Annotated in this window: 15 protein-coding genes and 1 pseudogene; 6 read left to right on the plus strand and 10 right to left on the minus strand. The window is 55.4% G+C overall.

The window, feature by feature from the left end:
* Positions 1 to 195: 195 nt before the first annotated feature.
* The 3 genes from AB3G88_RS12965 to AB3G88_RS12975 all read left to right on the plus strand — a co-directional run bounded on the left by AB3G88_RS12965 (position 196) and on the right by AB3G88_RS12975 (position 3,664).
* Positions 196 to 1,353, plus strand: coding sequence for a hypothetical protein (locus AB3G88_RS12965; protein ID WP_480454262.1), 1,158 nt, complete (start codon positions 196 to 198; stop codon positions 1,351 to 1,353).
* A 128-nt stretch (positions 1,354 to 1,481) separates the two neighbouring features.
* Entirely contained in the window at positions 1,482 to 2,510 is a 1,029-nt protein-coding gene (locus AB3G88_RS12970; protein WP_480454263.1) for a tetratricopeptide repeat protein, read from the plus strand.
* A 299-nt stretch (positions 2,511 to 2,809) separates the two neighbouring features.
* Complete coding sequence (locus tag AB3G88_RS12975) at positions 2,810 to 3,664, plus strand: hypothetical protein (protein ID WP_458285772.1); 855 nt, start codon at positions 2,810 to 2,812, stop codon at positions 3,662 to 3,664.
* A gap of 363 nt (positions 3,665 to 4,027) precedes the next feature.
* Here the strand turns inward: AB3G88_RS12975 and AB3G88_RS12980 are convergent, their stop codons facing one another.
* The 4 genes from AB3G88_RS12980 to AB3G88_RS12995 all read right to left on the minus strand — a co-directional run bounded on the left by AB3G88_RS12980 (position 4,028) and on the right by AB3G88_RS12995 (position 13,478).
* Entirely contained in the window at positions 4,028 to 8,281 is a 4,254-nt protein-coding gene (locus AB3G88_RS12980) for a tetratricopeptide repeat protein (RefSeq protein ID WP_480454264.1), read from the minus strand.
* Positions 8,282 to 8,728: 447 nt separating this feature from the next.
* Positions 8,729 to 10,183, minus strand: coding sequence for an SEFIR domain-containing protein (locus tag AB3G88_RS12985; RefSeq protein ID WP_480454265.1), 1,455 nt, complete (start codon positions 10,181 to 10,183; stop codon positions 8,729 to 8,731).
* 100 nt (positions 10,184 to 10,283) lie between these two features.
* On the minus strand, positions 10,284 to 11,936 hold the full coding sequence (locus AB3G88_RS12990) for a serine/threonine protein kinase (protein ID WP_480454266.1): 1,653 nt from the start codon (positions 11,934 to 11,936) through the stop codon (positions 10,284 to 10,286).
* A gap of 594 nt (positions 11,937 to 12,530) precedes the next feature.
* Complete coding sequence (locus tag AB3G88_RS12995) at positions 12,531 to 13,478, minus strand: aromatic alcohol reductase (RefSeq protein WP_003173940.1); 948 nt, start codon at positions 13,476 to 13,478, stop codon at positions 12,531 to 12,533.
* Between the two features lie 96 nt (positions 13,479 to 13,574).
* Here AB3G88_RS12995 and AB3G88_RS13000 point away from each other — a divergent pair, with 96 nt between their 5' ends.
* Entirely contained in the window at positions 13,575 to 14,033 is a 459-nt protein-coding gene (locus AB3G88_RS13000) for a winged helix-turn-helix transcriptional regulator (protein WP_003429427.1), read from the plus strand.
* A gap of 17 nt (positions 14,034 to 14,050) precedes the next feature.
* On the opposite strand, the gene tnpC is transcribed toward AB3G88_RS13000, so the two are convergent.
* The 6 genes and pseudogenes from tnpC to AB3G88_RS13030 form a co-directional block, all read right to left on the minus strand.
* Positions 14,051 to 15,580, minus strand: coding sequence for an IS66 family transposase (gene tnpC / locus AB3G88_RS13005; RefSeq protein WP_042944682.1), 1,530 nt, complete (start codon positions 15,578 to 15,580; stop codon positions 14,051 to 14,053).
* 81 nt (positions 15,581 to 15,661) lie between these two features.
* Positions 15,662 to 15,997, minus strand: coding sequence for an IS66 family insertion sequence element accessory protein TnpB (tnpB, locus tag AB3G88_RS13010; protein ID WP_003177794.1), 336 nt, complete (start codon positions 15,995 to 15,997; stop codon positions 15,662 to 15,664).
* Complete coding sequence (gene tnpA, locus AB3G88_RS13015; RefSeq protein WP_003173944.1) at positions 15,994 to 16,326, minus strand: IS66-like element accessory protein TnpA; 333 nt, start codon at positions 16,324 to 16,326, stop codon at positions 15,994 to 15,996. Before tnpA ends, tnpB begins: the two co-directional genes overlap by 4 nt.
* Before the next feature lie 346 nt (positions 16,327 to 16,672).
* Complete coding sequence (locus AB3G88_RS13020) at positions 16,673 to 17,785, minus strand: hypothetical protein (RefSeq protein WP_480454268.1); 1,113 nt, start codon at positions 17,783 to 17,785, stop codon at positions 16,673 to 16,675.
* An 866-nt stretch (positions 17,786 to 18,651) separates the two neighbouring features.
* The gene (locus tag AB3G88_RS13025) at positions 18,652 to 19,515 is read right to left on the minus strand and encodes a methyl-accepting chemotaxis protein (protein ID WP_371926549.1); all 864 of its coding nucleotides are present in this window, start codon (positions 19,513 to 19,515) and stop codon (positions 18,652 to 18,654) included.
* Positions 19,510 to 20,265, minus strand: a pseudogene (locus AB3G88_RS13030) (MCP four helix bundle domain-containing protein); the annotation flags it as partial. The pseudogene AB3G88_RS13030 and the gene AB3G88_RS13025, both read right to left, overlap by 6 nt.
* Before the next feature lie 146 nt (positions 20,266 to 20,411).
* Here AB3G88_RS13030 and AB3G88_RS13035 point away from each other — a divergent pair.
* On the plus strand, positions 20,412 to 21,620 hold the full coding sequence (locus AB3G88_RS13035; protein WP_480454270.1) for a multidrug effflux MFS transporter: 1,209 nt from the start codon (positions 20,412 to 20,414) through the stop codon (positions 21,618 to 21,620).
* 118 nt (positions 21,621 to 21,738) lie between these two features.
* Positions 21,739 to 22,596, plus strand: a complete 858-nt coding sequence (locus tag AB3G88_RS13040) for an SDR family oxidoreductase (RefSeq protein ID WP_480454272.1) — start codon at positions 21,739 to 21,741, stop codon at positions 22,594 to 22,596.
* The last annotated feature ends 113 nt before the right edge of the window (positions 22,597 to 22,709 follow it).

Below are 22,709 nucleotides of genomic sequence, written 5' to 3' on the forward strand. Positions count from 1 at the left end.
CGCCTACAACCGCGTAGTCAAAAGGTTGCCATGTCAGCATTAATTGGATGGCTCATGCACGAGCATCGCTCATCGAGCAGGACGACCCGCAACATTGATCCTGAGGCGCTCACTGCTTCCACAGTTACCAGCCCCGTTGAGCACCGATCGGCGGGCTAAGATCATTCAACGTGTGAAAAATTAAGAGGCGCAACTATGGCAGTAGTGTTCTTTCTACCCTGGGTGGCTGCTGCCGAAGAGCTGGGGATCGCAGATATGCGCCTGATCCCGTACGAAAGGGGCCGTTTGCCTGGTGAGGTCTTGGGCATCCCGCAAATAGCTTTCGACGGTGTCCTTGGCAATTACGGCGACCGGGGATTCGGATCTCACCCCTCTCAACCGATACATCAGGCGGCACTCATCATCTGGGATGATGACACACCTGGACTGGAGGTTTCAGACGCTCAGATCCAACAGCGATTGCTAGAGAGCTCCTACCTCGCATTCTCTGCCATGGCAGCCCGCTCGCTATGTTCAATGTTCGGGTACTACAACGCCGACACTCTCCAAGTCGTGGCGCAGCGGTTCGATGTCGCCTCACCGGGTCATTCCTGTATGACCACGCGCCGGCGTGACGGTGGAACACAAAACATGTTGGCGGGGAGTGGGGGGCTCAAGTTCATTCGGCCTTACCACGTCGACAATCGCACGCAGATCTCGCTCGACACGCCACTGCTCGAAGCATTACTCAAGCTACCTAATGGGGAGCTTAAGGAACGCATCGACGAGGCGGTGGTTTCCTTCCTCAGAGCAAACACCGATGCCACATCCATGGATGAGCGATCTGAGCTGATCCTGATGAGGATTGCCATAGACACGTTACTCAACGTCCCACATGACAAAGCCGCCTTCCGCAGGGCTATTAACGAACACTTCGATGAGCTACCGAACCCGCCCATTTGGCATAAAGGGAGCCTAGACGAATCGCGGTGGCGCGAGCACTGGGACAAACACGTCAATCGCCCAGTCGACGCTTGGGTTCACGATTTCTGTGCCGCTCGTAACGCCGCAGCTCATGGCCCCGCAAATGGTGAAAAAGGGAGTATCTGGCCCCGCCATAATCACCTCATTTTTTCCGCCTGGTTGCTGCCCCTAATCGTCAAGAAGCTGCTCGCTCAAGCGGGGATTTATAAACTCAGCGCCGAGAACAAGGTCGCCCGGGCGGGATTTGAGGTTTTTCTGGCCCACGACCTGCTGGCTGTCACCGAGGAGGAGGGTACAAACGTTTGGTGGCAAATAGCGGAGTCTGAGCTTTTTCAGCCTCTGCTTGCTGAGCAATTGCAGCAGGCGCTGAGTGAGACGTCTGGAGAGTGAGCGAGCCTTATGGCTCTAGGCCCTAAGCTCCCGCAGTGGTCGTGTGTGGCTAGCCGCTGAGCATCGGGTACACTATTCGGAATGTGCGTCCGCATCCCAGCACGCTCAAATTTCCAAAGGAGTAGGAGATGGGCATTTTCAGCTGGCTGTTCAACAGGCCCAAGGCCGTCAAATCCAATACCGCAGCAAAGCACCAGCCCGCTCAGGCTCAATCCCAGGTCGCTCAGCCAGATCTCCAAGCTATCCCTCAGATCCAACGTGACAAGCATTTCCTCAGAGTCGATTCGCTCAGTTTCTCAGGCGTCTATCAACTGTCTAAGTCCAAGAAGTGGGCGATCGCCTGGAGAGACTCCGATCCGTCAGCGGGTCGGGGAGGTCACAGAGAATCCGGTTTAGGGGCCTACGTGCTTGCAGATGCGAGCAGCGGTACCGTTGCCTGTCATGGGAGTATGCCTAGGCCAAACAATGGCCACGTGTGTGACACCGGCGTGTTTTGCCTGGAAGATTGGCATTTTGGTAGCACCCTGTCTGGGACGTTCAGCGTTTTCGATCCCAGCGGTTCTGTGATCTTAGCTAAAGAGCTGACGGCAAATATTTTCACCAGTGGTATTTCCAGGCACGGGAAATACGCATTCTTCGCAACCGCCAACAGCCCAACCGATCATGGCAACAAGGTGTTCTTGTTTGACCTGGTCAATCGGATCGAAATGTACAGCGTCACGCCTAAGGCCGGATGGCCTGACAGCTACGAAGTGGACGAGGGTACCGGGGAACTCATGGCGCTGTTCAAGGACATAGGGAGCTTCCGGTACAACGTTCATGGCGAATTCATGGATGCTGATCAGCTTGGCGATGCCAACCTCAATTCCTCCTATTACGACCGCATCATCCTCGCCGCGGAAAAGATCTTGGGGGAGGTCGACCTGACAGACGAGCGCATCCAGGAAGTCCTGACCGCGGTGCAGCATGCCCGCTCGCTCGGCGCCGATGAAAACCCTGCCTGGAAACCCACAGCGCTCAAAATCCAGGGGCTTGCCCACGAGCTCCTGGGCCAGAACCCCGAAGCAGTCCAGGTCTATGAGGAAGCGCTGACTTTGAATCCAAAAATTGGCGTTAAGCGCAGGTTGGCTTCGGTGAGTAAGCGGATCAAGACTTAATAGCAAGGGCCGCGCCCCATTGTTACACCCATTTTCACACCGGAATGACGATCGCTTGGCGCAGCGCAGTGCTCCTGTGACATCAAGATGTACCGCGACGCTGCCTTAACGTCCTGATGGTTCATGGCTATGTGGTCAGGAATGACACTGTTCGGAAAACAATTCTTCTAAATGCAACCGACTAGGCTAACCCAATCTTACCTTGGAAACCGGGCTAGACTGAATTCGCTACTTCCAGGATCCGCCGATCCTACTATCGTAACTATTATCCTCCACGATTTGAGTAAGGCTAGATAACATTGAGCATTTCCCACGCCAAGTTTCTTGATGAAAAACAAGCTAAAGATTCCGCCATTCAGGCTCTATTCGGCGCGAGCCTGGTAGTTATCATTATGTTTGTCATCGCGACTTCATATACTAGCGGCGATGATCCTGAGCCCGAAAAATTTGCCATATTTATGTGTGGTGCCTTGCTTGGCTCAATTTATGTGTTCTTGGGTTTGGTGGAAGTCACCTTGATGCATCGCATCATGAATCTAAAATCAAGCTTGTTGTTGTGGGCCTTCTTTGTGGCATGCCTAGGCTACGTCGCTAGGACAAAGGCATCAGTGGACATCAACACCATATTTCACATGGAAGCCAACGCTTTTCCGATGACCTTGATAGCAGCCACCTTGTTGCACATGATCAACTCCCTGTTTTGGTTTTTCTTTATCTCAGGAGTGGTGTGCTTTCTCCTGGCTGGTTGTTCGTCCATGGAAGGACTTCATCTTGATAAAAGGGCTATGCTCATAGCCTGCCAAGTCGTGACAGGGCTGGCATTTATGATCATTGCTTGGTTTTCGCATTACAAGATTGACAAAGAGGGTGTGAGACATCAAATAATTTACAGAGTCGCTCACTCCGTAGATTTCAATGCACACTCTCCCTGTGCAAATATAGACAGTTCCAAGACAGACATGGTGTTTTTGGATGCCGACAAGCGCTTGGCTCTAATTGCCCCGATCCTAGACGAGTTTGCAGGTTTCGAGTGGAGAATAGTGCCTTACCTGCGCTCGGTTCCTATTCCAGAAAACTTCCAGACAGTCGTATGTGAATATTCCGTCTCAAGCGAAAACGCGACAGCGCCTTGGGACATCGAACGGCATCAGTAGAGTATGTTTTGGTTTGAGCATGGTCGGTCACTGCATTCGCGGCCGGCCAAATCCTGGAGTTTCAGCTCGCTGCAAGCCGGTGGAGCCCCATTCGTGCTTCGCTCGCTTTTCATCAGACGTTCTCGTTGTACCGCTATTGAGGAAATATTGGAGTAGGGCGCACCTGCCTGGCAGCCAGCGTTAACCGACCTCGTAGGCTACTAAGCTTAGTGTCAAAAACTGACAACCAAGTACTCCGTTACTCACCACATGACCTTATCCAACCCTGCAGAACCGTTCCCGGCTGAAGCGTCAATATGGAACGGCTTTTTTGGGTGAAACTCAGCAACAACTGAGGTCTACGGCAATAACCCCGGGAGCAGATCATGCACCACGCTCTCCAGTTTTCTGTTCGCCCGAGCCCAATGCAGGCACTTCACTTCCGGCCTCTGCCTGGGTAGCAGTCAACATGGACGGGGCTGCTACTGACCAGAATGGCACTGCGAAGGAGTAAGTGATCTCCGCCCTCAGCGTCACCAGCTTGCAGGGACGCTCGGCTCGCTGTTCAGCCGATTGTAAACTTTGCTCAATGGCCCGACGAGCTGCGGGGCTGATTCTATATCCGTGGAATTTTAGGAAGACATGCTCAAGGGCCAACTGGCAGAAGCCATCTGGGCAGTGAGGGTGCCTGAACAACGGCTCAAAGCAGAACTCCATCAATTGGAGCATCACACCTAGGTTGCAGCGTTTTTGCATGTACATCCCGCACACAAAATCTATGAGTACGGGTACAGCAGTGTCGAATGCAAGGTGCTCTTCAGCCAAGTAGCTACGCAGGCGGTTGATGCCAAAATTCGCAAACGTCTCACCCTGATTCATCATGACGATGAGATCCACCGCCCGAACCGAAACAAAGCTACGCCTGGCCATGACGAGTCGAATTACGGCTCGGGAATACTCCTCCTGCGATAACCCATCTGCCCGTTGGGCTTCCCTCAGCAACACTTGAGTGGACGCGCCAACGATCCCCAGCATGCCGGCAAGATCGCGTAACCGCGCATCAATCGACAAAAGACCTGCACCATACTCTTGGCAAGCGAGCAGGACTGCATGGTCTTCATCGCTCAGGATGCCCTCAAGCATCTGCAGTTGCTCGCAAGCCTCGGGCGGCCCGTATGCCGGCACCACCTGACAGAACGCTTCGATAGCCGTCTCGATCGATTCGAGATACTCCCGATCCTTGCGCCAAGCGGCTTCAGTAAGCTCCTGCATGCCAAGTTGGCCATCGTGGGAAAAGAGCGTACCGCTCTTTCGATAGTGGGCCGATTTCTCTAACTTTACGTCCAACAGCTGCTTGGTGGCAGCTGTCACGTACAAACGAGGGAAAAGCTCCAGGACATCGAGCAACCCCAGGGTTGCAAGCTCCACCAGCATAGACAGGTCAATGAGCCATGCCTGATCGTGGGATGTGTCAGTCGGAAAGACATCGTGGGGGCCTAACCCCGTCGAAACTTGGAGAAGCGCCCCTTCATCAGGCCACCCCCTCACCAGTTCAATGACGTCCGTACCCAGCAGGCGCGCGAGCAGGCCTATGGTGGCGTGATGCTGACCGTACAGGCTGATGGTATTGAGGCTCTGAGATTTCTTTTGCTCTAGCTGATCGACGAAGAAAGTCGTATCGATCTCGCCGTCATCCCGGGTTGGAATACTCATCGCCACGACTGTCTTGCTCGGGACGACCGAATTGGAAACGCGCTCGTAGGAAAGGTCGATCAGGCGTCGATGGAGGGTGATGATACGTTTCACCGTGAGCGTCTGTTCACCGACCACACTGTTGACGGTTGTGGTATCACCCACTTTCAAACCGAGCAGCCGGGCGGCCCGTGACGAGTCCGCGGCAACGAATTCACCTGCAGGTGCCAGTGGCGGCTCAGCGGCGAAATCGATTGAGACATATCCAGTCCTGCCGGTGCTGTCTTCAAGCTCGACAGAGGTGCCTTCCTCCACCGCAGAGGGAAGGGCATGAACGCCCTCAATTTCCTTCGATGCTAGGAACATGAGAGAGATGTGGCCAGCTGCTGCTTCAACGTCCTCGCCATTCAACCGCATGGCACGGTAGATACGGTCAAGGCCACGTTCCTGCAGACCTCTACTGAGCTCTGCGTTGGCCAGCTTTAACTGTTCTTGAGCGGAGCCGTTCAGCTGGGCAGGTAACCTGACAAGAGCTTCATCCATTCGACCATGGCTTTCGTTCGCCAGAACTTGAATGAGCAGTAACCAGCCTGCGGCCTCACCAGGACTTTCAGCGACGAGCAACTCAGCCATCTCACGCATTCTTGGCCAGTCACAGGCCTCGCCGTAAACAGCCAGTGCCACTTGGCGGGCGTCTGCTGAGTGTCGCCATTCCCCCGGAAGTGATTCCAATAGGTCTCGAACTTTGGATCTTTGGCCACTGAGCGCGTAGCAGTGCAGTAAATCAACATGCAGGGGACTGAACGAGTCTCTTGGCAGGAGGCGTTCAAGCATCGCAATGGCGTCACCGTAACGCCGCACATGAAGCATCCATTGCGATGCCATGGATAGATCCAGTAGGTCAATGCTCTGCGGTGCGAGCTCAGCAACCCGATCTCCGAAGGCCTGACGCATCTCCTCGTTGCCCACATACGCCCGGGCAGCAAACACACCATCACAAATACTGCTGTTTTGCGGCGTGATACCCAGTTGGGCGAGCTCATTCCGCACGGCCTCGTACTGACCTTCGCGTAACAGCAGCTCCCAGTGCATATGCCTCAGCATACGAGTCGCTCGCAGAGAGACATCCGTATCAGGCTGACTGAGCTGAGCGCTGTAAGCCGCGGCAAGCATTTCCGGATTGTTGGCAATCAGGCACGCCTGCCCAAAAATCACACGCGCTTCATCAGAGAGCTGTTCGATTCGATCAGCGCAGCAGGCAACAGCATCGCTGTGACGCTGGAGATCGCAGAGCGCCTCCAACTCCACCCTAACCGTTAATTCGTCCTCGGGAACGCCACGCTGCCTGCCAGCTTCGATCATGCTCAACGCTTCAGCTGGCTCACTCAACAAAAGATGCGCGTAAGCCAGGTGAAAGACAATTTCGGTTTTTGTCCTAGGACTCTGCTCAGCCCATAACACACCCTCGCGGTCATCGAACTTCGACATGGCGTCGAGGATCAGCGCACGCCGATCTTGTGGCTGCGATCGCGTGTTCACGTGAAAGGGGTTGGCAGTGGCCAATCGAAGGACAAACCGGAGATAATTTTCCAGTATGAAAATTGAGCTGTCTGACTGCTCCATTGCCGTCCGGATGGCACCCACCGCGCCCTCATCATCCCCGGCCCCAGCCATTGAGCTGGCCAGCAGCTGCCAAGCTCCCGACTTGTCACGGAATGCCTCAGGTATTTCTTCTGCCGTCAGTTGCTCTCTGTTTAAGAGCCTCGCATTGGTCAGCGCCACCCAGACTGAGTACGAATCCGGGAAGCGCGCGATGGCCTCCTGTCCAACCTGGATCGCAGTCTGTACGTCATTCTTGAGCATCCACGCCCGGACAAAGCCTGCCGCAATACGCTCATCGTCCTGGTAAAGGCTGGCAGCCATTTCGAGGTCTGCCGCGGCTTTAACGTCATCAGCCAAATGCCAGGAACACATCCCACGGAGGAAATACCATCGGGCCTGTTGGTGCGCATCGTATGTGTCAAGACCGTCTTCGAGCACCTCCAGCTGAGCCAGCGCATCGCGGTAACGGTGGTCGTTATGCAGTTGACTGATGCGATCGAGCTGGCGAGAGGCGAGGGTGTTATCTGATGTCGGGTTCGCTGGCGGAAGCTCATCCGCGAGAAAGCTGCTCGTGGCAGGGCGGCTGCCTAAAAGAAGAGGCGCTAGGTATTCCGCTAGAGGGGCAAGCTGAGTGTGCCGCTCTTGGCTAACAACTACAGTGCCCAAGCTCAGGTCTTTGATGGCTTCACGCATGAGCCGCGCCCTGTGAAAATCTTGAGCTAGTCCTTCCAAGTGCAAGTGGAGTGAGGTCAGGTCGACTTCTGCGCCACTGCCATTCAGCTCAGCACAAACACCGACCAGCCTCGCCCACACAGCGCCACTGTCCTTATGGGGCAACGTGTGCTGGATCAGTTGCTTCTGCAATCCAACGTCGTGGCTACGATCTGAATCCAGATCATGGGGGAAAAACTTGAGGTGGAGCGCAAACTGCCGCAAATCTTCGTCCGCGACAGGCGCTTCGTTGTAGTGCTCTGCAGCAGCTCTAATAGCCGCGTACGCAGCCCTGTTTCGTTCATTACTTCCTTCGGCATGAACGCGGGTGTACCAGGTGTCGTGTGACAGCGAGCCAAGCGCAAGCCTCACAACCTCGACAGCGCTTTCCATGTGCGACGAGCTTGCTACGTGATAAACGATCAGGTTGTCGTCGACGCCTCGTTGGAATGCCGAAGCTATGAAGTCGAGCCAGGCAAGACCCACGGACTCTTTGAAAGCTTCGTTACTGGCGATCGCCCGAGGCGACCGCTTCATCTGCATTCTGATGGTTGCTTTCTGGCCGGAGCTAGGAGATACAGCCTGGATCACAAGGTCGTCGGTGTTATGGCCGAACGTCCTGCCTTGGAACATCAGGCTCTCGATGACAAAGCCCTCACGCAACCCTGCACAGTGATCGCCAAGGCACATAGCAAGTAGGCGCACTGCCTGGACACGATGTTCGAACGCAACGCCTCGCGCACCCGTAGAAATAGGGCTTGCGACCTGTTTCTGCGGGCTTTTCGATTTAGAAGCGGGAGCTTTTGCTGCCTTAGTCCGTGGAGGCCGTGCCATACCTGGTTCGCGCAAATGAGATGCTGGCCATCTTATCACCTGAGCCATGACGGTGTGGTACGGCAGTCGAGGATGCCGTACTTGACCGCCATTTCAGGGATGTCGAAGGGGAGAGTTCTACACTGTGCTAGGGTTCAAGGCCCACCTTTCCCAGGATGGTAAAGCATCGCGTAGCCAGCTTTCCAAACGATCGGTGCCCCGATGCCCTAGATCGGGGCTTTTGAGTCTGTGAGGAACAGGCTCGGTCTAAGCCGTGGTATCGAGCTGTTCAAATCCAGATAAGGGGCGCGGGCTCAATGTCTGGTAATCCCAACGGGGCAGGCTTGCGTTACCCGACTCCATTCCGCTGAGCAGCTCACCGAGTGCGGCTTTATTGTCGATCCCAAGGACGAGTTTCAAGTGTTTAAAATAGCGCTTGGATTTGGATCTGGCGAACAGCTCGAATGGCCCCGAGTGCCGTCCAGCGCAAACGAGCGTCTCTGGATACCAAGGGAACGACTCACTAGGCCGCTGCACGCGATCCCTCAAGAATAATACAAAATCAGCCTGCATCAGCTCCCGCATATTGTATCCGCTTGAATGGCTCCGTTGCTCCAGCAGAAATGCCCTCAAGGATGATCGTCCGAGTTTCAAACGGTTATTGCGACGTTCAAATATTTCTGCATAAGTCCGGAAAGCACCGAACGTCACTGTAACATCTCGTCCGTACTCGGATCGACCCGGTAGGTAGAAAGGGCTTCCTATTAGCTCGTTGGCAAATTCGAACTTCTCCTCTTTCAACAGCGTCGCTACCGCGTAAAGGAACAGCTCATGCACGATGAAGCGAAAGTTATCGAAGTCTGTATCTTGGTATTGCGTGATATGATGAGGGCGTTCCTGGTAAGGCAACAGCTTCTCGAAGAAGCGATGGATGTGCCTGCGTGCTTCAGCGGTATCGCGGTACCTGGCGACCGTAGAAAATAGCTCTATAGCTTCATTGCGGTAGGGCAAAAAATCCTCGATGCTGCTCGCAACCTGGTCATCAAAAGGAATATCAGACTGGGGCTTAATACGAAATTGTTCAATACCCTCCGAGAGTACAGTGAGGTAGTCATTGAGGGCAGGTTCGGCAAACGAACGATCGGTTTTTATAGCATCAATAGCACGGCGTAGTTCTGCACTAGTTACTAGCGTGATTGCCCGATTCTCCCGTTCGAGGTAGGCTGGCTTTTTGCCTGTAGGCGGTCGTACGTGCAATGGCTGGTCATGAGCCCAACGGATGAGCCTGTCAAATTCACTGGCGTACCGAGCTGACTCGGACAGATCAATGTAGATGCGTGAAGTGTAGTAGGTTGGCAGATAGGCGTGACCGTGCTCATCCCTTTCACGAACCACCGCTACAAATTTGGTGTTGCTCGCGTTATTATAAATACCAGCTGAAATGATCTGGGCTTCGGTGCCAACGCCGCCGACGCGCCCGTTTGCTTTCTCGGCATAGACCCGATCACAAAGCAGCGCTACTTTCGTCACGGAGGGATCGGACAGCATCTGCTCCATGAACGCCGAAGCTTCCTGGCCCTCTCTCAAATCCCATTTATCCAGAATCACATGGATGCCTGCCGCGGCGAGTTCTTCAGCCAACTCCACCACCCATGCTTCGTGCTCTGGAGTGCTCCAACTGTATGACAAAAAGAGCTTTGGTTGGTCTTGGTGTTCCGTCATAGGATCTGGTTTCCTAAAGGATCGGGCACTGTCATTCCTGTCTACGCACGGCCCGTGCGGCCCTGATGCTATCAAAATAGAAGCATGCGAATCAGGATCGCTAGCTGAATTCCTTTTGCAGGGCGGTGAGATCCATTTTCGCCGCTTCTCTATTGGCAGCAAGGTGGCGTATATGTGTCCAGTGGCCCTTGTTGAGAACCGCATGGAGGTCGACGCTCTCAGGGATCTCTGTCCTTAAAGTGATCTCAGAGCGCCTTACGATGAGCACCACGAAGCTTTTAAGAATGATCTCTTGAATATGGCTGTCATCGAGGATGCGATGCAGTAGGTGACTGCGATCGCTCTCTGTTTTGGAGTCGTGATAGGCGATCACCAAGACAGGCACGCCATAACTCTCTGATTTTTCGCAGGCCTCATCAAGCGAAAACGCCAACCGGTTGCGCAAGACGAATCGTCCGGGAAACTCCTCCGGCAGCTCCTTTGGATCTGTTTTTACTATGCGTACTATGTCAGGCAGGACTGCATTACTAGTGAATTGGTCTTGGGCAGACTGATCTAGCTCACTATTGATAGGTGCCCGAAACACCTCTCCTGTTACGTTGTGCCAGATAATCTCACTGCCGACAATCTCTACCCATAAATGGGTGCAAGCGCGGTAGTCTCCGTGAAGATCCCAGCGAATACGGATATACCCGGGGCTGCCTCTATCGCTAATATCGACTTGCTGCGCTTTGAGATTGCCATAGGTGTGGGTATGCGCTGTCTGATAACATCCCATTGCCCAATTCAACGCCATTCGCAGCCGCGACGAAGTTTGGCCCTTAATCTGAAATAGTGGATTCTCCAAAATGCTCTGCAGTTCACTCAGGTCACCGATCGCCTCCGGCTCCGAAATTTGATTCCGAATTTTCAACAGCTGGAGTCTGACCTCACCGGCTGTCTGAAATCGAGCAGGGGTGTCTGCCTGGAAGGCTCGGTCAAAAAAAGGGTACACCTTATCCAATCCCGCTTTTTTTAGTTTTGAGCGAATATTCTCTCGCTGGTGGGGAAGATAACCTTCTCCATCTCTGAGCTGTATTGGGTTAGCTCCAGTAAGCAGGTAGAGAAAGATCCCTGAGACAGTCGTTAGGTCAGAAACTATATTCCGTTTGTTCCGGCTAGCGCCAAATAGCTCCGGTAACGATAGAAACTGGTTCCCGAGCCGATTGCCATCGCTGGTCAAGACCTTTTTTAATATCTGCATTCGATTGAATGCAATTCCGAAGTCAACTAAGACTGGGCGCATGCCCTGACTCATCATGATGTTGTCGGGCTTTATGTCACGATGCAGGATACCCTTATCGTGGATCCTAACCACGGTTTCGAGCAGATGAAGTGTGATGTCTACAGCGTCGGTAAGGCTGACTTTCCTGACCTTGTCCCGCCATCGTCTAAGGGTAGGGCCTTCAATGAATTCGGTGGCGATGTAGAGTCGGACATCCTTGTCTTCGTGCATGTGCGCGTTTGACTCGATGAGCTGGGGGACGTCCGCCCCTGTAAGCGCTTCATACGCACTGGCTTCAACAAAGCTCCTGGCGCGTCGCTCACCGTGATTACTGTCGAAAACCTTTATGAATGCCTCTCTTCGGTCGGAACGCCTAATGGCACGGAACCCAATGCCTTGCCCGCCCTTACCAACGTGGTCGCCCTGAATATCCCAGCGTGCCTCGAACGAATCAGCATCGACCCAAACATCTGATAGCGACTCAGCCATGATTCCTTTCAGTCTCTCTCATGTGGAGGCGAAATTGTACCGAACATTTCGTCGTGCTGCGAAATCACTATCTTAGGCAAGGCCTTAGCCCCGTCGGGTGGAGGAGCTCTGTTTGGGCGAGGCAAATTGGTAGTGCTTTGACTGGGTAGGGAGGGGATACCATCCAAGCGGTAGTACGACCTGCGTTATCGCGCTAGGAACTCTCCGAGGTATTGCAGGAGCCAGCCCTACCAGTGACTTACGTCATCAACGATAAGCGGTGATGGGGGAGGGGAGGCGTAAGCGTCCGGCAGACACACCTTGACCACACCATTCTCCCCCGTGCTCCTCAAAACCACGCTCATTTGCAAGGCTTTAGTAAGCGCTTGGTTAAGTCACCGTGGTTCGGAATTCGCGCTTAGAAAACTCAATAGATAGTGAAGTGGGACGCCTCAGACCTCGGCAGATGGTGCGGATAAGATAAAGATTCGGTCGTCTTGGATTACCAGACCCATTCTCCGCGCCTTAGCTTCGGTTATCAGCGCCCATTATCAGACTGAGGAGCTTTTTAGCAGGTCAACTCCGAGCGCGAGAACGTTCGTTCAGCTACTGCCCTTATGCTGATGAGGTTGCCAGATTTGCACGGGCCCACTCCTCAGCGGTCGTGACTTGAGTCGACTGCTGCGCGTTGAAAGTGCCTGCTTTAGGCCAGGCCACGCCTCTGCCCTGGGCGAACACAGCGCGGTACTTCTTGATGTGATGCGTTGGGTCTCTCTCCAATTCTTGGAGCAAGTACGGAACAGTCCACACGTTACGTTTGAACGGGCGACCCAGTACACGTTCGAGGAGGCTCGCAACCTCTCCGTACGTCACTGTATCTCCCGAGAGGTACACAATCTGATCGCGGAAGCGAGGTTCGAAGAAAACAATTTCCGCTGTCAACGCACCAATGTCTTCTGGAGTCGTGAGCGTCACGCTGGTCTCAAGACTGCCTAGCGCGTTCACGGTATCGTTTTCGAAGTCAACCACCTCGAATACTGGCTCGAATAGAAAGCTGGTGAACATACCCGTCGAGATGATTACCCATTCAGTTTTATCCTGGGCGCGAAGCAATTCGCGTACATCAAGCTGAGCATCGAACAGATCTTGAGGACTGCCCCGACCGATTACCTCGAAGTCGACACCAAACTGCCAAGGAAAGTAGCGCTTCACACCGGACTTGAGAGCTGCTGTAGCCAGCTTCATCGGGGTTTCCCGGCCTGCAACCATGCCTGCGCAGCCTATTACGGTATCGAACCGTGCGAACACTTCAGCCAACTGATCGATTGAATTATTCACGAGATCTGCGGCCACCATCTGGATGCCAAGATCTCGAAGCTCATCGATTTCGACCTTTTTCTCGGGCACCTGAGTGTTGATGGTCGAATCCCTGAGCAGGACGCTGATTGTGGAGCCGGGCGCGCGCTTTGCTACTCGCGCAAGATTGCGCAGAACCGGCAGCCCAAGCTCACCGGCGCCTAGAACGAGAATGGATTGGGGGGAAAGCTGGGTCACTTCGGTCATGATTTCTCCTGAGACCTGTTGCCTGTAAGATGAACAAATGCTTGCACGATTAGGCAACGTTCGTAAGAAGGCACACCTGTGATACCAGAGAATGAAATGACCGATCAGGAGGCTCTCAGCCAGGCAGAAACAATTTGCCGAACGCTTAGAGAAGACGATGATGGCGTCAGACGAGAAGTGCTTGCTCACGCAGGTAGCCGCTGGTCGTTAGGTATTCTGCATGCCCTGGGGGTTTACGGCACGATGCGCCATGCCGAAATAAAAAGGCAGATGACTGGGGTGACTCAGCGGATGTTAACCAAGACGCTACGCTCCATGGAGCGGGATGGGCTAGTGGTTCGGCGGGAGTTCGGTGAGATTCCGCCACGTGTCGAGTATGAGCTGACGCCGCTGGGTATGGGACTGTTGATCCGCATGTCACCTATCTGGACTTGGGTTGTCGAGAACGTTGAGGATTTCCGCAAGGCGCGGCGTATTTTCGACAGTCAGGATGACAAAAAACCCGCATGGCAAATACCTCCATCGACACCATTAGATTCAGACGCGTCGGACTGAATGTAGCTCATAGCGTGTTAGGAGCCCTGTGCCCATTGATGCGGTAGTAATTGGTCAATTGCACTGGCCCTCTGTGTCGGCAACCGCGTCAGTACATCCTTGAGATACGCGAACGGATCATGCCCATTCATGCGTGCCGATTGAATCAAGCTCATAATTGCCGCCGCTCGTTTACCGCTGCGCAGTGATCCGGCGAAGAGCCAATTCGAACGGCCAAGGGCCCAAGGCCGGATCGTATTTTCGACCCGATTGTTGTCGATGGGCACAGCACCATCATTGAGGTAGCGCGTCAGCGCTACCCAGCGTTTCAGGCTGTAATCCAGAGCCTTGGCTGTGGCCGAGCCCTCGGGCACAAGTTCGCGCTGAGCCAGCATCCACTCATGCAACTTCTCCGCGATAGGAATCGCCATTTCTTGACGTAATCGCCAGCGATCTTCATCGCTCATCTCTTTGGCCTTTCGTTCAACCTCGTATAGGCCGCCGATCGAGTGCAGCGCCTGTTCGGCCAGTTGGCTTTTGTTCGCCACATGCAGGTCGAAGAACTTGCGGCGAGCATGGGCCATGCAGCCGATTTCGGTGATGCCCCCTTCGAAGCCGGCCTTGTAGCCTGCGAAGCCATCGCAGACCAGCTTGCCGTTCCAAGTGCCCAGGAAGTTGCGCGCATGTTCGCCAGCACGGCTCGGGCTGAAGTCGTAGACTACCGCCTTCAGTGCCGAGAATGGTGTCGTGCAGTAGGCCCAGACATACGCTCGGTGCGTTTTCTTTTCACCCGGTGCCAGCATCTGCACGGGTGTTTCATCGGCATGGACGACTCGCTGGGCCAGCACTGCCTCGCGCAGTGCTTCCACGAGCGGTTGCAGTTGTACGCCGGTTTGACCCACCCACTGCGCCAGTGTCGAACGGGCGATGGGCAGCCCGGCGCGGCCGAAGATTTTCTCTTGGCGATACAGCGGCAGATGGTCGGCGAACTTGGCCACCATGATGTGGGCCAGCAGGCCTGCGGTCGGGACGCCTTTGTCGATGACGTGCGCCGGTACCGGCGCCTGGATTAGCGTTTCACACTGCTCGCAGGCCCACTTTCCACGGATGTGACGCTCGACGGTGAATACGCCGGGCGTGTAGTCGAGCTTTTCGCTGGCGTCTTCGCCGATGCGCTTGAGGGCGCAGCCGCACTGGCAGTGGCTGTTGTCCGGTTCGTGATGGATCAGTGTGCGAGGAAACTGCGGTGGCAGCGGTGCGCGCTTGGGTTGCTGGCGCACTTTGGCTTCGACAGGTGCCGGTTGCAGCGCCTCAAGTTCGGCTTCGATAGCGGCGATATCCGTATCGATCAAGTCGTCGAGCAGGCTGGCTTGATCCGGGCTCAACTGCTCGCTGCGCTTGGCAAACTTGAAGCGTTTGAGCAGCGCGATCTCGTGGGCCAGTTTCTCGTTGACCGACTTGTGATGAGTGATTTGCTTGTCCATTGTCTCGACGCGCTGGATCAACTGCGCCGCCAGGGCACGCAGTTGTTCAGGGTTTAATTGATCGAGATTTGGATGCAAAGTCATGCCGCCGATTTTGCCAGAGAGGGCTGATGGCGACGATAGACTGATGGGCCAATTGCGCTGGCAAGCACGCCATGGCAGATGTTAAAGCATCGAGATGATTCCGCCTGCACCGACGCGCTGCCAAGGTAAACCGAGCACCAGGGCCTGAAGTTGCTCGGCATCCAACTCAACTTCGGAGCCGTGTCGCACACCCGGCCAGAAGAAGCGTCCTTGATTCAAACGCCGGGCGGCAAGCCAAATCCCCACGCCGTCATGCACCAGCACTTTCATTCGATTGGCGCGGCGGTTGGCGAACAGATAGGCACAGTGCGGCTTCGCCGCACCGAACACCGCCACGACTCGTGCGAGCGCGGTTTCAGTGCCGGCGCGCATGTCCATGGGCTCGGTGGCGAGCCAGATGGAATCGACGCGGATCATCGCAGCAGGTCTCGTAGGAAAGCAGAACACGCCGCTGCATTTTCTGCTGGCCAACTCACCACGACTACACCTTTTGGATGCGGCACTTCGATTCGGATCGTGGCAGGAAGGGCCTGATGCATCGGCACCGGCGGCGAAGTCTTGACCGGGATGAAGGCAGTTTGCAGTGCCAGGTTTTTCTGCGCATGCACCCGAATCCATTTATGGACGAGGTTTGCATTGAGGTTGTGGGTCAAGGCGACATTGGCAATTGAAGTGTCAGGATGGGCGCACTCAGTAATGACCTGGGCCTTGAAGGACTTGGAATAGGAACGGCGTTCTTGTGGCATGGGCGTCCGCTTAAAAAGGCTAAAAATGGTGTCCACTTAAATTTAGGTGGACACCATCGCCTTAACCGATGGCATCAGGAAGATGTGTTGCTCGGACGGTTACGGGGAGGCCTCTTTTCCTAAAGGTGTAATGATGCCATGGCTCGTTCAGATACGTGCCAGATCGGTGGTATCGAACAGCCGATCCCTGTCGTATTGGAGGTTAAAGGCTCACTTTCTTGCCTGGAGAGGGTGGAGGGATTAATGTTCAGGTGACGCGGGTAGCGATCAAAACCCGATCAAAATCGGGTGACAACTGCGTCCATCCGAGGGCAAACGTCCTGTCCATACGAAGATCAATATTCAGTTAAAGAGTGGAATTACGCCTGATCATAGTCAAATTAATTCTCCTGAATTTGGGTTCGTTCCTCGAAATCAGAGGGTCAGGACTCTGGTTTGCTGCATCCCCGAGGAACGTCCTGAACCCAGCGAGATGCTTGGCCAAACTTAAGGCGGACAATCCAGCGGAGCGTCTTCTTCGCTGCGGAAATAAAGGATGCTGAGGTAGCGGTTCAGAAGCGTCAATGCCTAGATAAAGCAGATAATCCTCAAAATAATGGCCAAATTTCGGGCAAAGCTCCACGCTCGGGGATGAAGAGCCAGGCCTACGCCATTCCCAGCGGCCAAGCCCATTCTTGACAAAGTAAGCAAGACAACCAGGCGCTTGAGGAGTCTCAGTTACCTCATCAATTGAAATCTTCGTATACCTCGCGAAAGCCATGTACATCAGGACTTCCCGTGGGTTTAGCCCCTTGAGCCCAGCTTCAGACACACGGTTAAAAACCCACTGCATTTCATGATCGCTGAGGGCGTCTTTACCCAAGACCGACGTTATCGAGGCGGCGACTTCCACTACAGTGAAACTTTTGCCCTTTGGCGCGCACGTCCATGAGTGAGCATTGCAAAAATGGAAGAAGCCAGCTGCCCAATTATAATTTCGCCGAATTATATGCAGGACACTGGCCTGAGTGACGCCCTTGATGCTGTCCAGCTTGAGCTGGTACGGCCGCCATCTCTGATTTGGCTCCCATTCGCTGAAGGGCAATAACGAATTTTCGACAAAGCGTGGACAGGCCTTTGCACCGATCCAGTTCGCCGGCGGATGGAGTCTGAAGCGGAGATACTCGATAAACTGCTCGTCAGTCCAATCACGCAAAGATATGCCCTGGAGGAAGCTCCAGTTGAGCATGGACTCAAGATGATGAGTCGCAACATTGAAGTCCTTCTGGGGATTATTCCAGGAAGGCGCGATGGCGCGTAAATACCAGGAGCCAAGGCGAATCATAGAGAAAGGCTCGCAGTCGGCGCCGAAACCTTTCAGATAAGCCAAGGCGTAACGGCTTTCAGGGAAACACTCCGTATACGGATCCCAGAGATGGTATGGCGGAAAGATTGGGCATGGGACAGCCGGTTCAGCCATGCAACCCTCGATAAGCTAAAGTGAGTGGCTAGGCGTGTGAGGCCGTCACCAAGGTTTAGCCCATTCTGCGGATGATTCAAATGCTGGCAGCTGGGAGATGTGCGAGGAGGTTCGCTTACACGACGTGAACAAGCATGACGATGGTAAGCTCGGGCTTTGCGAAACCAGGCTTGATATCTAGGATGAGGATTGGGAGCTAATGCTCTGATAGGGTTGAAGCTCTGGGTTTCTGAAAACGTGACTATTGGTTGGTGGAGGCGGCTATCAGTGGAGCACGCAATATAGAAACATAATTTAACATAATATACATTATGCGTAACTATATGTGTCTGACTGCCAGGCGTAGGGCTGAAGAATTCACGCACCACGCCAGCCTTTTTCACCGGCCTGATGGCATTCCTTCAAGTGTCATCTTTGCTCGTCGCAACGGATGTCGATCAGTGCCTTGGAGATTTTGCATGAAGCTGCTTGCAGTCTTGGTGTTCTCGCTCGCATTGCTTGCTCAGTGGCTGCGATATCAGCTTCAACAACAATACGCCCAAGGTCACTGCAAACGATCCCGGCACGCTGCAACAGCAACGCCATCGGCTTTATCGATCAGATGCCGGGCGCACCCGCCGAAAATGACGCAGTGATCGAGTTCGCCTCGACGTTTGCCACGACCACCGTCCAAGAGAAAGTGATCGTGCGTGACGACGAAAAACACTGGGAATCGTCGGTTATTTCGTCCATATGCGCGTTGTTTTTGGTGAGGCCGCCCAGAAAGCCCCCTAGCCGGACGCCGCCTCAGTTATTCAATAATGATATAACTCAACTAAATATCTATTTAGTTGAGTTATATAAACAGCGTTCCGGCCCTGCCCACGTCAAAGCTGAAAACGGTCTACCGATTGCGACAATTTACCCGCCAGACTGGACAGTTCATCCGTGGTCGACGCCGTTTGCCCAATCACGCGGCTGTTGTTTTCCGACATGCCGGCGATCATTTCCACCTGATGCGAAATCTCATTACTGGCCAGGCTCTGCTCGCCAATAGTGCGCGAAATGTCATTCACCAACTCTGTGGTGTTCAACGTGGCCTGCAGAATCTCGCGGATTGCCCGTTCGACTTCCGCCGTCACTGCCATGCCTTTGTCCACTTGTGTGACGCCCTCCTCCATGCTGGTCACCGCCTCCCGGGTGTTTTGCTGGATACGTGCGACCATGCTGGCAATTTCCTGGGTCGAGGCACTGGTGCGGCCCGCCAGGCTGCGCACTTCATCGGCGACCACGGCAAAACCCCGGCCTTGTTCACCTGCACGCGCCGCTTCAATCGCGGCGTTGAGGGCCAACAGGTTGGTCTGGTCGGCGATGCCTTTGATGACTTGGATAATGCTGAAAATCGCCTCGGACTCCTTGTCCAGCGTACGGATCACTTGGGCCGATTGCTGCGCCGAACGGGCAATGCCATCCATGTCCTTGACCACCTGGTGAATGACTCGGCCACCATCCTTGGCCAAGGCTTCAGCCTGGTTGGCCATGTCCAGGGCGCGGCCGGCGTGGCGGGTGATTTCTTCGATGCTCGCCGTCATTTCACTGGCTGCTGCCGCCATGGTGCTGGCGGCCGCGCTTTGTTGCTGGCTGCTGCCGGCGACTTCATGGCAGCCGTGGCTCAATTGTTCGCTCATGCCATTGACGCCGTGGGCGTTGCTGCGCACCACTTCGATCATGCCGCGCAAGTCTCGCTGCATAGTGGCGAGGCTCAGAATCAGCGTGCCGGCTTCATCCTTGCGCTTGGGTTCGACAATCGGTTCGCTCAAGTTGCCCCTGGCGATACTCGCCGCGATGCGACTAGCCGTTTGCAGCGGCCCCATGATGCTCAGGATGACCCAGCGGCCTTGAGCCAACAACAGCAACAGGCTGGCAATCAACACCGTGCCCAGGGTGAAGTTGGCAGTGCTGATGGTTTGACGCGTGCCCTCGCCGGTCTGCTGGGTCTCGGTTTCGATCAGTTCACTCAGGGCCGCCATTTGGTCTTCCAAGTGGCTGAACGCGGTGTTGAAACTGTCCAGTTCTGCGCGAGCGGCTTCGGGATTTTCCAAGGCCAGCGCGACGATGCGCTCACCGGCACTGACGTAGGTATCCAGGCTGGGTTTGATTTTTTCCAGGCTGGCTTTGAGAGCTTCATCCAACGGCAGCTTGAGGTTGTCGCCCAGTACCTGGCGAAAGTGCTCGGCATGCTCCTTGAGCGAACTGGTGACCTCGGCCTTGGTGCTGGTGCTTTTCCCCAAGCCCACCAGCATGGCCGACAGCACGTCGGCGCGCAGGGCGTCGTGCATCATGTCGGCTTCCATATGGTTGCGCAGCACCGTCATGCTCACTTCGTTGGCCTGCACCGCCTCGCCCATGCGCGCGTTGCCCAGGTAACTGGCCAGGCTCATGACCAGGGCAGTGAGCATTCCGGTCGCTATCAACAGCATCAAGCGTAATTTGATCGTCATGCGGGTATCCCCATACCTGGACCGCCGGTTGGGAGCCCAACCGCTATGAACGTTATCGGCAACAGTTGCTGGTTAGTGAAGCCTAAGTTTGCGGATCTGCACGGATCCCTTAAGCTGGCCGTCCCTTGCTCCGCCCGGAACTGCCCATGTCTCGAAGTATTGCCCATTTGGCCCTGCTGCTGGGCCTGATCACCGCCGTCGGCCCGTTCGCCATCGACATCTACCTGCCCGCGTTGCCAACCCTGGGTGCCAGCCTGCACGCTTCGCCCGCCGCCGTGCAGATGAGCCTCACTGTGTTCTTCGTGATTGTAGGTGTGTGCCAACTGTTTTACGGGCCGATCAGCGATGTCTTCGGCCGTAAACCACCGATATATGCCGGCCTGCTGATTTTTGCCATTGGCAGTATCGGTTGCGCCCTGGCGCCGACCATCGAAGTGCTGATTGGTTTTCGGGCGCTGCAAGCGTTTGGTGCCTGCGCCGGCATGGTGATCCCACGGGCCATCGTGCGCGACCTGTACACCGGTCATGAAGCAGCGCGCCTCATGTCGTTGCTGATGCTGGTGATGAGTGTCTCGCCAATCCTCGCGCCGCTGGCCGGCAGCGTGGTGATTGCGCTCTGGAGTTGGCGCGAAGTGTTTGCCGTGCTGGCGGTGGTGTCCTTGTTGTGCATGGTCATGACGGCGGTGCAATTGCCCGAAACCCACCCGCCCGAGCGTCGCCTGGGCAAGACCCTGGGCAACGCCTTCAGCAGTTACGGGACACTGCTGCGCGATCCAGTGTTTATCGGTTTGTCGGTGGTCAGCGGCTTCGGGTTGGCTACCTTCTTTGTGTTTATCGGCAGCGCACCCTTTGTGTACATCGAGTATTTCGGCCTGACGCCCACGCAATTCAGCCTGTGTTTTGCCCTGAATGCAGCGTCATTTTTCGCCATGAGCCAACTGACCGCGCGCCTGAGTGCCCGCTTCGGCCTGGTGCCGTTGATTCGCGGGTCGGTCACCGCGGTGGCGGCGGTCATGCTCCTGCTGGCGCTCACCACGTTGTGGGTGGATAGCCTGGCCCTGATGATGACCCTGTTGTTTATCGGCTTCGGCTTCCTTGGCTTGCTGTTGCCGGCGGCCGGCGTTCTGGCGCTGGAAGATCACGGCGCGGTGGCGGGTTCGGCCTCTGCCTTGCTGGGCGCGATTCAGATGATCACGGGCGCTGTGTCCATGACACTGGTCGGTGTCTTTGCCGACCACACGCCGGCGCCAATGATCATCGGCATTGCGCTCTGCGCGGTCGCGGCGATGCTCACGGTTATCTGGACATTGCGCCGTTTGCCCGCCCACCTGGCGAGCGCCCCACCCTCCCTCTGATGGCCTGCGGCAGGGCTCGGCGCTAACCATTCGTCGGGCTTGGGCGGGATCCGGCACAACTATCGCCGGCCACGGAATTACTAACTCCATAGCACCCTTGGAACCTATGGAGATTGAAATGACTGACTATCCACGTCCGCCCTTCGCCCCCCAAGCCCAATCGGTCCCCGGCGCTCAGAAGAAAATGGACCCGTACCCCGACTGTGGTGAGCAAAGCTATAAAGGCTCCGGCCGTCTGGCCAACAAGATCGCGCTGATTACGGGGGCCGACAGCGGCATCGGTCGCGCAGTTGCCATTGCGTTTGCCCGCGAAGGTGCCGATGTTGCCATCGCCTATCTGGATGAACACGAAGACGCCAAGGAAACGGCCCGCTGGGTGGAAGAAGCCGGTCGACAGTGCCTGTTGCTGCCCGGCGACCTTGCGCAGAAAACCCAGTGCCAGGCCGTGGTCGACAACACCGTCAAACAGTTCGGCCGCATCGATGTGCTGGTCAATAACGCCGCGTTCCAGATGACCCACGAAACCCTCGAAGAGATAGAGGACGAGGAATGGGTGAAGACCTTCGATATCAACATCACGGCGATGTTTCGCATCTGCAAGGCCGCCCTGCCCCATATGAAGGCTGGCAGTTCGATCATCAACACCAGCTCGGTCAACTCCGACATGCCCAAACCGACGCTGCTGGCCTACGCCGCCACCAAGGGCGCGATTGCCAACTTCACGGGTGGCCTGGCTCAGCTTCTGGGCAGCAACGGCATTCGTGTCAACAGCGTCGCGCCAGGGCCAATCTGGACGCCGTTGATCGTGGCGACCATGACCGATGACGATGTGAAGCACTTCGGCGAGGAAACCCCGCTGGGCCGTCCGGGCCAACCGGTGGAAGTGGCGCCGATATATGTGCTGCTTGCTTCGGATGAAGCCAGCTACATCTCCGGTTCACGCTATGCGGTGACTGGGGGCAAACCCATCCTCTAAGGCCGACCATGATCCTTGTGGTGAGGGAGAGCTTGCTGTGGTGAGCGGGCTTGCTGTGGTGAGCGGGCTTGCCCCGCGCCGGGCTGCGAAGCAGCCCCACTAAAGCTGCCGAG

Source organism: Pseudomonas arvensis (genome assembly GCF_056688935.1).